General features: G+C 58.8%; 13 protein-coding genes. 3 read left to right on the forward strand and 10 right to left on the reverse strand.

Annotation, left to right across the window (positions count from 1 at the left end; genetic code table 11):
• Window positions 1–30 precede the first annotated feature (30 nt).
• Both mutS and fdxA read left to right on the forward strand, forming a co-directional pair.
• A complete protein-coding gene (gene mutS / locus CKW17_RS06785; RefSeq protein ID WP_095119277.1) occupies window positions 31–2,613 on the forward strand; it encodes a DNA mismatch repair protein MutS in 2,583 nt (860 codons plus the stop codon).
• A 163-nt stretch (window positions 2,614–2,776) separates the two neighbouring features.
• Entirely contained in the window at window positions 2,777–3,100 is a 324-nt protein-coding gene (gene fdxA, locus CKW17_RS06790; protein WP_007908827.1) for a ferredoxin FdxA, read from the forward strand.
• A 511-nt stretch (window positions 3,101–3,611) separates the two neighbouring features.
• Here the strand turns inward: fdxA and rpoS are convergent.
• The 8 genes from rpoS to CKW17_RS06830 form a co-directional block, all read right to left on the reverse strand.
• A complete protein-coding gene (rpoS, locus tag CKW17_RS06795; protein ID WP_016985073.1) occupies window positions 3,612–4,622 on the reverse strand; it encodes an RNA polymerase sigma factor RpoS in 1,011 nt (336 codons plus the stop codon).
• Window positions 4,623–4,728: 106 nt separating this feature from the next.
• Window positions 4,729–5,598 carry a peptidoglycan DD-metalloendopeptidase family protein gene (locus CKW17_RS06800; RefSeq protein ID WP_095119278.1) on the reverse strand — a complete coding sequence of 290 codons (870 nt, stop codon included), beginning with the start codon at window positions 5,596–5,598 and terminating at the stop codon, window positions 4,729–4,731.
• Window positions 5,599–5,810: 212 nt separating this feature from the next.
• The gene (locus CKW17_RS06805) at window positions 5,811–6,446 is read right to left on the reverse strand and encodes a protein-L-isoaspartate(D-aspartate) O-methyltransferase (protein ID WP_172828219.1); all 636 of its coding nucleotides are present in this window, start codon (window positions 6,444–6,446) and stop codon (window positions 5,811–5,813) included.
• 41 nt (window positions 6,447–6,487) lie between these two features.
• Window positions 6,488–7,237, reverse strand: a complete 750-nt coding sequence (gene surE, locus CKW17_RS06810; protein WP_095119279.1) for a 5'/3'-nucleotidase SurE — start codon at window positions 7,235–7,237, stop codon at window positions 6,488–6,490.
• Window positions 7,225–8,283: a tRNA pseudouridine(13) synthase TruD gene (truD, locus tag CKW17_RS06815; RefSeq protein WP_095119280.1), complete on the reverse strand. Its 1,059-nt coding sequence runs from the start codon at window positions 8,281–8,283 to the stop codon at window positions 7,225–7,227. Before truD ends, surE begins: the two co-directional genes overlap by 13 nt.
• The gene (gene ispF / locus CKW17_RS06820) at window positions 8,280–8,753 is read right to left on the reverse strand and encodes a 2-C-methyl-D-erythritol 2,4-cyclodiphosphate synthase (protein WP_034149878.1); all 474 of its coding nucleotides are present in this window, start codon (window positions 8,751–8,753) and stop codon (window positions 8,280–8,282) included. The genes truD and ispF overlap by 4 nt, the downstream gene beginning before the upstream one ends.
• A gap of 44 nt (window positions 8,754–8,797) precedes the next feature.
• A complete protein-coding gene (fghA, locus tag CKW17_RS06825) occupies window positions 8,798–9,643 on the reverse strand; it encodes an S-formylglutathione hydrolase (RefSeq protein ID WP_095119281.1) in 846 nt (281 codons plus the stop codon).
• Between the two features lie 96 nt (window positions 9,644–9,739).
• Window positions 9,740–10,852 carry an S-(hydroxymethyl)glutathione dehydrogenase/class III alcohol dehydrogenase gene (locus tag CKW17_RS06830; RefSeq protein WP_007908835.1) on the reverse strand — a complete coding sequence of 371 codons (1,113 nt, stop codon included), beginning with the start codon at window positions 10,850–10,852 and terminating at the stop codon, window positions 9,740–9,742.
• 116 nt (window positions 10,853–10,968) lie between these two features.
• On the opposite strand from CKW17_RS06830, the gene CKW17_RS06835 reads away from it, so the two are divergent.
• Window positions 10,969–11,865 (forward strand): LysR substrate-binding domain-containing protein, encoded by an 897-nt coding sequence (locus tag CKW17_RS06835; RefSeq protein ID WP_095119282.1) that lies wholly within the window; start codon window positions 10,969–10,971, stop codon window positions 11,863–11,865.
• A 79-nt stretch (window positions 11,866–11,944) separates the two neighbouring features.
• Here the strand turns inward: CKW17_RS06835 and ispD are convergent, their stop codons facing one another.
• Together ispD and ftsB are read right to left on the reverse strand one after the other, a co-directional pair.
• Complete coding sequence (gene ispD, locus CKW17_RS06840; protein ID WP_095119283.1) at window positions 11,945–12,652, reverse strand: 2-C-methyl-D-erythritol 4-phosphate cytidylyltransferase; 708 nt, start codon at window positions 12,650–12,652, stop codon at window positions 11,945–11,947.
• Window positions 12,649–12,927, reverse strand: coding sequence for a cell division protein FtsB (gene ftsB, locus CKW17_RS06845; RefSeq protein ID WP_007908838.1), 279 nt, complete (start codon window positions 12,925–12,927; stop codon window positions 12,649–12,651). Before ftsB ends, ispD begins: the two co-directional genes overlap by 4 nt.
• Window positions 12,928–12,992 lie beyond the last annotated feature (65 nt).

The following is a 12,992-nucleotide window of genomic DNA, read 5'->3' on the forward strand; positions in this document are numbered from 1 at the left end:
ACATCTTTTAACGAGTTGCCTGACAATCCGATGAATAAAGCCGTCTCCGACCTGTCCTCCCACACTCCGATGATGCAGCAGTACTGGCGCCTGAAGAATCAGCACCCAGATCAGCTGATGTTCTACCGCATGGGCGACTTCTACGAGATCTTCTACGAAGACGCGAAGAAGGCGGCCAAGTTGCTCGACATCACCCTGACCGCGCGCGGACAGTCGGCGGGTCAAGCGATCCCGATGTGTGGCATTCCTTACCACGCGGCGGAAGGCTATCTGGCGAAGCTGGTGAAGCTTGGCGAGTCGGTGGTGATCTGCGAGCAAGTCGGCGACCCAGCCACCAGCAAGGGCCCGGTGGAACGTCAGGTGGTGCGCATCCTCACGCCGGGGACTGTAAGCGATGAGGCATTGCTTGATGAGCGCCGCGACAACTTGATCGCTGCGCTGCTGGGTGATGAGCGTCTGTTCGGTCTGGCCGTGCTGGACATCACCAGCGGCAGTTTCAGCGTGTCGGAAATCAAAGGCTGGGAGAACCTGCTGGCGGAACTGGAGCGGATCAATCCGGTTGAACTGCTGATCCCGGACGACTGGCCAAGGGACCTGCCAGCGGAAAAACGCCGTGGCGTCAGTCGTCGTGCACCGTGGGATTTTGAACGTGATTCGGCGCTGAAAAGCCTTTGCCAGCAGTTCTCCACCCAAGACCTGAAGGGCTTTGGCTGCGAGAACCTGACCCTGGCCATCGGCGCTGCCGGTTGCCTGTTGGCGTATGCCAAGGAAACCCAGCGCACCGCCCTGCCCCACCTGCGCAGCCTGCGCCACGAGCGTCTTGATGACACCGTGGTGCTGGACGGTGCCAGCCGCCGCAATCTTGAACTGGACACCAACCTCGCTGGTGGTCGCGACAACACCCTGCAATCGGTGGTCGATCGCTGCCAGACCGCCATGGGCAGCCGCTTGCTGACCCGTTGGCTGAACCGTCCGCTGCGCGATCTGACCGTGCTGCTGGCGCGTCAGACCTCGATCACTTGCCTGCTCGATCGCTACCGTTTCGAAAAGCTGCAACCGCAGCTCAAGGAAATCGGTGACATCGAGCGGATTCTTGCGCGCATCGGCCTGCGCAACGCGCGTCCTCGTGACCTTGCACGGCTGCGCGACGCCCTTGGCGCATTGCCTGAACTGCAAGTGGCAATGACCGATCTGGAAGCGCCACACCTGCAAGGTCTGGCGACCACCACCAGCACTTACCCGGAACTGGCGGCGTTGCTGGAAAAAGCCATCATCGACAACCCCCCAGCGGTGATCCGTGACGGCGGCGTGCTGAAAACCGGTTATGACAGTGAACTCGACGAGCTGCAATCGCTGAGCGAGAACGCCGGCCAGTTCCTCATCGATCTCGAAGCCCGCGAGAAGGCCCGTACCGGTCTGAGTCATCTGAAAGTCGGCTACAACCGCATTCACGGCTACTTCATCGAGCTGCCGAGCAAGCAGGCCGAATCGGCGCCAGCGGATTACATCCGTCGGCAGACGCTGAAAGGTGCCGAGCGCTTCATCACGCCGGAATTGAAAGAGTTCGAAGACAAGGCCCTCTCTGCCAAGAGCCGCGCCCTGGCGCGCGAGAAGATGCTCTACGAAGCGTTGCTGGAAGACCTGATCAGCCAGTTGCCACCGCTGCAGGACACCGCCGGTGCGCTGGCCGAACTCGACGTGTTGAGCAACCTCGCCGAGCGTGCGCTGAACCTCGACCTGAACTGCCCGCGCTTCGTCAGCGAGCCGTGCATGCGTATCACCCAGGGTCGTCACCCGGTGGTCGAGCAAGTGCTGACCACACCGTTCGTGGCCAACGATCTGAGCCTCGATGACAACACGCGCATGCTGGTGATCACCGGCCCGAACATGGGCGGTAAATCCACTTACATGCGCCAAACCGCACTGATCGTGCTGCTGGCGCATATCGGCAGCTTCGTACCGGCGAGCAGTTGCGAACTGTCGCTGGTCGACCGCATCTTTACCCGCATCGGTTCCAGCGATGACCTCGCGGGCGGCCGTTCGACCTTTATGGTCGAAATGAGCGAAACCGCCAACATCCTGCACAACGCCACCGAGCGCAGCCTGGTGTTGATGGACGAAGTCGGTCGCGGCACCAGCACCTTTGACGGTCTGTCGCTGGCCTGGGCTGCAGCCGAGCGTCTGGCTCATTTGCGCGCCTATACGCTGTTCGCAACGCACTACTTCGAACTGACCGTGTTGCCCGAAGCCGAGCCATTGGTGGCCAACGTCCACTTGAACGCCACCGAGCACAACGAACGCATCGTGTTCCTGCACCACGTGCTGCCCGGCCCGGCCAGCCAGAGCTATGGCCTGGCAGTGGCGCAACTGGCCGGTGTGCCGAGCGAAGTGATCGTGCGTGCCCGCGAGCACCTGAGCCGACTGGAAGAAACCGCTTTGCCGCATGAAGCGCCGAAACCTGCGGCCAAAGGCAAACCGGCGACGCCACAGCAAAGCGACATGTTCGCCAGCCTGCCGCATCCGGTACTCGATGAGCTGGCTAAACTGGATCTGGATGACCTGACCCCGCGTCGTGCGCTCGAAATGCTCTATGCATTGAAGAACCGGATATAAGCACTGAAGAAGCGGATATAACGCAAACGGCTTCAAGCTGTTAGAATCTCGCGCGGTTTGGGATGCTGCTGGCTAATAGCCTGGCCAGCAGGTATCGCTCCCGAACCTGGCGACCCCAACCGTGAAGGGGCTACGCTGCCGCCGCCTGAGGAGAAAATTAGAAATGACCTTCGTCGTCACCGACAACTGCATCAAGTGCAAGTACACCGACTGCGTAGAAGTCTGTCCGGTGGACTGCTTTTACGAAGGCCCGAACTTCCTGGTGATTCACCCGGATGAGTGCATCGACTGCGCCCTGTGCGAACCGGAATGCCCGGCTGTAGCCATCTTCTCCGAGGACGAAGTTCCGGAAGAGATGCAGGAGTTCATTCAACTCAACGTTGAGCTGGCTGAAATCTGGCCAAACATCACCGAGAAGAAAGAATCGCTGCCGGATGCCGAAGAGTGGGATGGCGTCAAAGGCAAGATCAAAGACCTCGAACGCTGATCTGCCCCGCGCTCGAATGAAAAGGCCCCTTGCGGGCCTTTTTGCTTTTTTGCAGGCAAAAAAAAGGGGCGGTATGACCCGCCCACATTTTTTCCCTATTCCCTGTATTCCTTTTCATCGTCCTGATGAATCGCTTCCTGCGATGTCCGTTCCCCTCTTCCTTGAAGGGCGTGTCTGTCCGTCGACACAACCCAGATACTAGAGAATTCCCCGGCGAGAGCAATCGGCCCTGATACCGCAAAAGCGCTGTAATAAGCACTTCACATTAAAAAATAAATATATAAATCAATAAGTTAAATAATCACGCCGAGGATAATCGACGTCTGCCGTCTTGTAAAAATAGTGAACACCTACGAAAGAGTAAGCCAAGGCTTACACCGCGAGACTACAAACGATGGAATTGCCAACCGTACGTCCGGCAATAAACAGGGATGTGGGATAGCCAACAAATCCGGGTCAACAAAAAGCCCCGAACCAGTCGGGGCTTTTTGCGGGCGGGCGTGTGAGGCGCTTACTGAAACAGCGACTCGCTCGACAGGCCATTCTTCTCGAGGATTTCACGAAGGCGCTTGAGGCCCTCCACCTGGATCTGCCGTACCCGTTCCCGGGTCAGACCGATTTCCAGCCCTACGTCTTCCAGCGTGCTGCTCTCGTGACCGCGCAGACCGAAGCGGCGCACAACCACCTCGCGCTGCTTGTCGGTCAGCTCCGACAGCCATTGATCGATGCTCTGCGACAGGTCGTCATCCTGCAGCAGTTCACATGGATCGGTCGGACGATCATCAGTGAGGGTGTCCAGCAGGGTTTTATCCGAATCCGGACCCAGCGAGACGTCGACCGAAGAAACCCGTTCGTTCAGGCCCAGCATGCGCTTGACCTCACCCACCGGTTTTTCCAGCAGGTTGGCAATTTCTTCGGGTGAAGGTTCGTGGTCGAGCTTTTGCGTCAGCTCCCGTGCAGCCCGCAGGTACACGTTGAGTTCCTTGACCACATGGATCGGCAACCGGATGGTCCGGGTCTGATTCATGATTGCGCGTTCGATGGTCTGACGAATCCACCAGGTTGCGTAGGTCGAGAAGCGAAAGCCGCGCTCGGGATCAAACTTTTCCACCGCGCGGATCAGTCCGAGGTTGCCCTCTTCGATCAGATCCAGCAGCGACAGCCCCCGATTGACGTAACGCCGGGCGATTTTTACCACCAGCCGCAGGTTACTTTCAATCATGCGCTTGCGCCCGGCCGGATCGCCACTTTGCGACAATCGCGCAAAATGTACTTCTTCCTCGGGAGAGAGCAATGGGGAAAAGCCGATTTCATTGAGGTACAACTGCGTGGCATCGAGTGCCCGCGTGTAGTCGATGTACTTATGTTGTTTAAGTGAAGCGGAGTGTTTGGATTTGGAACGAACGGAAGGTGGAGCAGCCCCTTCATCATTCGACATCGAAGATTCCGAATCGATGCCGGCCTCCATAAGGAGAACCTCATCGTCGATGTCAAACTCCGGCACTTCTTTACTGAGAGCCATTGTTATAGTCCTTTGGTGAGTTCGACCCCAAGCTCAAGCGACGCCTTTATCCTTGGCAGCGCTGGAGCCTGTCCCCTCTACGCGACGGAACAGGCTGGCTTACAAATCAACGTCTTGGCAGGAACTGCAGCGGATCTACAGGTTTACCTTGGCGGCGAATCTCAAAATGCAGTTTCACCCGGTCCGTACCCGTTGACCCCATTTCGGCAATTGTCTGTCCGACCTTGACCTGCTGTCCCTCCCGAACCAACAGCCTGCGGTTATGGCCGTAGGCACTGACGTAGGTTTCGCTGTGTTTGATGATGACTAATTCGCCGTAGCCCCTTAAGCCACTCCCGGCGTATACCACCGTCCCATCAGACGCAGCTAAAACAGGCTGTCCCAAATCCCCGGCGATATCAATTCCTTTATTCAAACTACCGTTTGAAGAGAATTTTCCAATCAGAATGCCATTAGATGGCCACCCCCAGCCGGTCGGGGCCGGGCCTGCCGGAGGCAGTGGCGCAGGTGCCGGTTTGTTCGCGACGGACGGTACAGCCCCCGTAGAACCGGTGGTTGTAGTGGTGGTCGTGCCATTTGCCTGGCGCCGGATTACCGTGGTTTTGCTCGACGAAGAAGGCGAAGAACTGCTGTTGCTCACCACCGCCGTCGGCGTTGAACCGGTACGGCCATCGAAGCGAATTGTCTGACCTGGATGGATCGTATACGGCGTAGGAATATTGTTCCGGGCCGCGAGGGCTTTGTAGTCCCAACCATAGCGAAACGCGATCGAAAACATCGTATCGCCGGGACGGACTACATATTGTCCGGTTGTCACGGTAGGACGCTGGGCCACCGCGTTGTTGCGATCAACTACCCGAACATTGCTCGATTTGGTGCTGGAGCAACCGACCAGCAAGGTGCTCAAGACAAGGCCAGTCACCAGGCGCTGAAAGCTCGTGTTACCCATACGCTGCGCAATGACTGTGAGACTCACCCGCCGCTCCCTTTGTGGTGGCTGAAAAATGTGAAATGCCGGATTTCGGCATGAGGTGTCGCCAGTATAACGGGCCGGATCGGCTTTACCCTTAATGAAGCGAAATCGCTTCGCGCACACGTTTGCAAGTTGGCAATCTGCTGCGTTTAAACCATCGCTGCCGGAGTAAGACACAGGCGAACGAAAGGAATTCAGCGCACGCAAACAAATGCTCAGGCCAGTGGCCCATTAAGCAAAGGCACGAAGCGAACGGCGCCCAGAACGTGCCGGGAAAAGCCGTTTTCCTCACGCACGATCAGCATCAATTGCTGCACTTCTCCCGAGCCGACCGGAATCACCATGCGCCCGCCCGGAGCCAGTTGATCAAGCAAGGCTTGCGGTACATCAGTGGCCACGGCGGTGACGATAATGCCGTTGTAGGGTGCCAGCGCCGGCCAGCCTTCCCAGCCATCGCCCCAGCGGAACACCACGTTGCGCAGGTTCAGCTCGACCAGACGCTCCTTGGCCCGGTCTTGCAGCACCTTGATGCGCTCGACCGAGAACACGCGCTCGACCAGTTGCGACAAGACGGCAGTCTGGTAACCGGAACCGGTGCCGATCTCCAGCACTTTATCCAGCGGCCCCGCCTCCAGCAGCAGCTCGCTCATGCGCGCCACCATATAAGGCTGGGAAATGGTCTGGTTGTTGCCGATCGGCAGCGCCGTGTCTTCGTAAGCGCGGTGTGCCAGCGCCTCGTCGACGAACAGATGACGCGGTGTGCGCCGGATCACTTCGAGGACCTTGGCGTTGGACACGCCTTCTTCATACAAACGCTGGATCAGACGCTCACGGGTACGCTGGGAAGTCATGCCGATGCCGCTACGCAATCGGTCTTCGTGTTCACGGGCCATCAGCGCAGTCCCTCCAGCCAGCCATCGAGGCTTCTAAAGGCTTCATTGAAGGTCCGATCGAGCTGCAACGGCGTGATGGACACATAGCCCTGCATCACCGCATGAAAGTCCGTGCCCGGGCCGCCATCTTCGGCATCACCGGCGGCAGCAATCCAGTAACCGGCCTTGCCACGCGGATCGACCACTTTCATCGGCGCTGCCGCTCTGGCGCGGTGGCCGAGGCGGGTCAACTGAATACCGCGAATATGGTCGATCGGCAGATTGGGAATGTTCACGTTGAGCACCGTGCGCGGCGGCAGATCCAGCCCGGCGTGGGCCTCGACCAGTTTGCGCGCAAAGTATGCCGCTGTCGGCAGATTATCCACCTGACGCGAAACCAGCGAAAAAGCGAACGACGGACGTTCAAGAAAACGTCCCTCAAGGGCGGCCGCCACTGTCCCGGAATACAGCACATCGTCGCCAAGGTTGGCGCCGAGGTTAATGCCGGAAACCACCATGTCCGCCTCGCGCTCCAGCAAGCCGTTGAGGCCCAGATGAACGCAATCGGTCGGCGTGCCATTGAGGCTGATAAAGCCGTTGGCCAGGTATTGCGGGTGCAGCGGACGGTCGAGCGTCAGCGAACTGCTGGCGCCGCTCTTGTCCTGCTCCGGGGCGATAACCACGCATTCGGTGTAATCCGCCAGCGCAGCATAAAGCGCGGCGAGACCGGGTGCGGTTACCCCATCGTCGTTAGAAATCAGAATACGCATGGGCTGTCCGTCTGCCCCACCGGCACCAGATCAACGAGTTCGCGCACCAATACGGTGGCGAAGCATCCGGCCGGGAGGACGAATTCCAGTTGCAGAATGTCAGGCTGGGGATAATGCCACGTCAACCCGCCAATGGGCAGCCGCAGGATGCGACGTTCGTGGCTCATGCCAGCATGAACCAACCAATCGCGCAGCTCCGCCTCGCTTGCGGCGATCCCCTGCTCCAGATCATGGACAGCGCCTGCGGTCGGCGAGTCACCTTCGCCCCACTGCGGACCGGTCGGATGCAGGTCAAGAATCGCCAGACGCGGGTCGCTGCACTCGGCCTCACCAGCCGGGAAAAAACTGCGGCTGTCGGTGAACGCCAGCAGATCGCCGACCTGGGCTTTTTGCCAAGTGCCATCAGCTACCCGCGCGGCAAGCACTTGATTGAACAGAAAACTGCGCGCGGTCGAGAGCAGACGCGAACGCACATTACGTTGCTCCGGCAAAGCTTTGCGCGCGGCCCACGCACGCGCATCAACGACGTTGCCGCCGTCATGGCCGAAACGCTGGGCGCCGAAATAATTGGGGATGCCTTGTTTGGCGATCAGTTGCAGACGCTCTTCGATTGCAGCTTTGTCGCCGACAAATTGGGTCAGGCGCAGCGTGAAACCGTTGGCCGAATGCGCGCCGCGTTGCAGTTTGCGTTTATGGCGGGTGGTCTTGAGGATCTTCAGCGTGTCGTTTTCCGCCGCCGAAAGATCCGGATCAGCCTTGCCCGGCAATTGCACGCTGAACCACTGGCGGGTCAGCGCCTGACGATCCTTGAGCCCGGCATAGCTGACGGTGCGCAGCGGCACCCCGGCTGCCTTGGCGATACGCCGTGCGGCCTCTTCAGTGTTGAGGCCGCGTTTTTCCACCCAGATCCACAGGTGCTCGCCGTCGCCGCTGAACGGGATGTCGAGCACTTCATCGACCTGAAAATCTTCAGCGATGGCTTTCAGTACCGCGCTGCCGAGAGCTTCGCCATAGGCACGCGGGCCGAGCAATTGCAGTTCGTTCATGCGCGCAGCAACAAGGCAACGGAGTGCACGGCAATGCCTTCTTCGCGACCGACAAAGCCGAGCTTTTCGGTGGTGGTAGCTTTCACGTTCACTTGATCCAACTCAACTTGTAGATCCGCCGCGATCAACGCGCGCATCGATTCGATATGCGGGGCCATTTTCGGCGCCTGGGCAACGATGGTGTTATCGACGTTGCCGACTTTCCAGCCTTTGGCATGGATCAACGCGACCACATGACGCAGCAGCGCACGGCTGTCGGCGCCCTTGAATTGCGGGTCGGTGTCCGGGAAGTGTTTGCCGATATCACCCAGCGCCGCAGCGCCGAGCAAGGCATCGCTCAAGGCGTGCAGCAGGACGTCACCGTCGGAATGAGCGAGCAGCCCGAAGCTGTGTGCAATGCGCACGCCGCCCAGAGTAATGAAATCGCCTTCAGCGAAACGGTGCACATCATAGCCGTGGCCAATACGCATAAAAAAAACGCCCCGATTTTTGTCAGGGCGTGATTCTACCTGCATTAACCGCGCAGGGCGCGTGCGTGATGCTGCAAGTGGTCGTCTATAAAGCTTGAGATGAAGAAATAGCTGTGGTCGTAGCCCGGTTGCAGACGCAATGTCAGCGGATGGCCCGCTTGTTTTGCCGCTTGTTGCAGAGCTTCGGGTTTGAGCTGATTTTCGAGGAAGTCGTCGCGATCACCTTGATCAACCAGCAGCGGCAATTTTTCATCCGCTTCGGCGATCAGCGCGCAGGCATCCCACTCTTTCCACTTCGAACGGTCTTCGCCCAAGTAGCGGGAGAACGCCTTTTGGCCCCACGGGCAATCCATCGGGTTGTTGATCGGCGAAAAAGCCGACACCGATTGGTAACGCCCCGGATTGCGCAACGCGCAGACCAACGCACCGTGGCCACCCATGGAGTGTCCGCTGATGCTGCGTTTGTCTGACGCTGGGAAATGCGCTTCAACCAGTGACGGCAATTCCTGCACGACATAGTCATGCATCCGATAGTGGCGCGACCAAGGTTCTTGCGTGGCATTCAGATAGAACCCGGCGCCGAGACCAAAATCCCATGCACCATCCGGATCGCCCGGCACATCAGGACCGCGCGGACTGGTGTCCGGCGCAACGATGATCAGACCCAGTTCGGCAGCCAGGCGCATCGCGCCGGCCTTCTGCATGAAGTTCTCGTCGGTGCAGGTCAGGCCTGACAGCCAGTAGAGCACCGGCAGTTTGCCACCCTGCTCTGCTTGCGGCGGCAGGTACACGGCAAACACCATGTCACAGCCGAGCACATCGGAGCGATGGCGATAGCGCTTGTGCCAACCGCCGAAACTCTTCTGACAGGAGATGTTTTCCAGACTCATGGGGGTTCTCCCAGCTGCAAGTGGCAAGCTTCGAGCTGCAAGCAAAGGCAAAAGCGGCCTGACTTGCAGCTTGAAGCTCGTAACTTGGGGCTGCGTTTAGAAATGAATGACGGTACGGATGCTCTTGCCTTCGTGCATCAGGTCGAAGGCCTTGTTGATGTCTTCCAGGCCCATGGTGTGGGTGATGAAAGTATCCAGCGGAATCTCGCCGCTTTGCGCCATGTCGACGTAGCTTGGCAACTCGGTACGACCGCGCACGCCGCCGAACGCCGAACCGCGCCAGACGCGACCGGTGACCAACTGGAACGGACGGGTAGCGATTTCCTGACCGGCACCGGCAACGCCGATAATCACCGACTCGCCCCAACCTTTGTGGCAGCACTCAAGCGCTGCGCGCATCAGTTGCACGTTGCCGATGCATTCAAAGGAGAAATCCACACCGCCATCGGTCATGTCGACGATCACTTCCTGAATCGGACGATCGAAGTCTTTCGGGTTCACGCAGTCGGTTGCGCCCAGTTGTTTGGCGATCTCGAACTTGGCCGGGTTGATGTCGATGGCGATGATGCGCGCAGCCTTGGCTTTCACCGCTCCGATCACTGCCGACAGACCGATGCCACCCAGACCGAAGATGGCCACGGTGTCACCCGGTTTGACCTTGGCGGTGTTGAGCACGGCACCGATACCGGTGGTGACGCCGCAGCCCAGCAGGCAGACCTTTTCCAGTGGCGCATCCTTGGAGATCTTGGCCACGGAGATTTCCGGCAACACGGTGTATTCCGAGAACGTGGAGGTACCCATGTAGTGGAAAATCGTTTCGCCCTTGTAGGAAAAGCGCGAAGTGCCGTCCGGCATCAAGCCTTTGCCCTGAGTCGCGCGAATTGCCTGACACAGGTTGGTCTTGCCCGACTTGCAGAATTTGCACTGGCCACATTCCGGGGTGTACAGCGGAATCACGTGATCGCCCACAGCAACCGAGGTCACGCCTTCGCCGATGGCTTCAACGATGGCGCCACCTTCGTGGCCGAGGATCGACGGGAAGATGCCTTCCGGATCAGCACCGGACAGGGTGTAGGCATCCGTATGGCAAACCCCGGAAGCGACTACGCGCAGCAGGACTTCACCGGCCTTGGGCATGGCGACGTCGACTTCTACGATTTCCAGCGGCTTCTTGGCCTCGAAGGCAACGGCGGCGCGCGACTTGATCATGCTGACTCTCCAGTGAATGCATTGAATAAAAAACCAGACAAGGAGTGTAATACACAGCTTTACGATGAATAATCCGGACAAAAGCAAAACATTATTGCCACACAGGGATAATCCCGATGTCCGAAAACCGCTGGGAAGGCATCGACGAGTTCGTTGCCGTCGCTGAATGCAGCCAGTTCACTGCCGCTGCCGAACGTCTTGGGGTTTCGTCCTCGCACGTCAGTCGACAAATCGTACGGTTGGAGGAGCGTTTACAGACGCGCCTGCTCTATCGAAGCACCCGCCGGGTGACGCTGACTGAGGCCGGACAGACATTCCTGCAACATTGCCAACGCTTGCAGGATGGTCGTGAGGAAGCACTGCGTGCGGTTGGCGATCTGACCAGCGAACCGAAAGGCATGCTGCGCATGACCTGTGCCGTGGCTTACGGCGAACGTTTTATAGTGCCGTTGGTGACGCGCTTCATGGGGCTTTATCCGCAGCTGCGCATCGATATCGAACTGAGCAACCGCCAGCTCGATCTGGTGCATGAAGGGCTGGATCTGGCGATTCGTCTGGGGCGTTTGCAGGACTCGCGGTTGGTCGCGACACGCTTGGCGCCACGGCGAATGTATCTCTGCGCGTCACCGTCCTACGTTGAGCGGTACGGCCGCCCACACAGCCTGTCGGAACTGTCTCGCCATAATTGTCTGATCGGCAGCTCGGACATCTGGCAGCTTGAGCAAAACGGGCGGGAATTTTCCCAGCGGGTGCAGGGCAACTGGCGCTGCAACAGTGGGCAAGCGGTGCTGGATGCGGCGTTGCAGGGAGTGGGGTTGTGTCAGTTGCCGGATTATTACGTGCTGGAGCATCTGCACAGCGGTGCACTGATTTCGTTGCTGGAGGCGCATCAGCCGCCGAATACGGCGGTGTGGGCGTTGTACCCGCAGCAGCGGCATTTGTCGCCGAAGGTGCGCAAGTTGGTGGATTTTTTGAAGGAGGGATTGGCTGAGCGGCCGGAATATCGAGGTTGAAAAGCAAAAGATCGCAGCCTTCGGCAGCTCCTACAGGGGTTCGCATTCCAATGTAGGAGCTGCCGAAGGCTGCGATCTTTTAGCGACGGTTAGCCCAACGCTGACGCAACCATTCCAGATCTTCCGGCCGGGTCACCTTGAGGTTATCCGCCCGCCCTTCAATCAGTCGCGGCTTGAGACCGGCCCACTCCATCGCAGATGCTTCATCGGTAATCACAGCATCAGCAACCAGACTGTCCGCCAACGCCCGATGCAACGCGCCGAGGCGAAACATCTGCGGCGTATACGCCTGCCAGATCACGCTGCGATCGACGGTTTCCAGCACACGACCGTGCTTGTCGACTCGCTTCAAAGTGTCGCGCGCCGGCACCGCGAGCAAACCGCCCACCGGATCATCCGCCAGTTCATCGAGTAACTTGTCGAGATCTTCGCGACTCAGATTCGGTCGTGCCGCATCGTGCACCAGCACCCAATCTTCATCATCGGCACCCTGCGCATGCAAATGCAGCAAGGCATTGAGCACCGAACCAGAACGCTCGGTCCCGCCGTCAACCCGCTGAATGCGCGGATCGCTGACGCACGCCAGGTTCGGCCAGTAAGGATCATCAACCGCAAGACTGACCACCAGCCCTTTAAGGCTTGGGTGATCGAGGAAACAGCCGAGGCTGTGTTCGAGAATTGTGCGCCCGCCCAGTTGCAGATATTGCTTGGGACGGTCCGCGGCCATTCGGGCACCGACGCCCGCGGCAGGAATCACGGCCCAGAAGGCCGGCAGGGAATTGATCATTGGGCCAACTGGTAAAGGGTTTCGCCGTCCTTGACCATGCCCAGCTCGTGACGAGCCCGCTCTTCAACGGTCTCCATGCCTTTTTTCAACTCGCTGACTTCAGCGTCCATCACTCGGTTGCGCTCCAGCAAACCTTCGTTCTCGGCGTGTTGATCAGCAATCTGCTGATTCAGCTCGGCGACTTGCGCCAGACTGCCATTGCCCACCCACAGGCGGTACTGCAGACCGGCCAGTAGCAAGAGCAAAACGAGAAACAACCAGTAAGGACTGCGCATCGAATATCAGGTATCCAGTGAAAAAAGACAGCCACGCCAAAACTTTGAAGCATCTGATAGCACGA

Source organism: Pseudomonas sp. Irchel s3f10 (assembly GCF_900187515.1).
Taxonomy (GTDB): Bacteria; Pseudomonadota; Gammaproteobacteria; order Pseudomonadales; family Pseudomonadaceae; genus Aquipseudomonas; species Aquipseudomonas tensinigenes.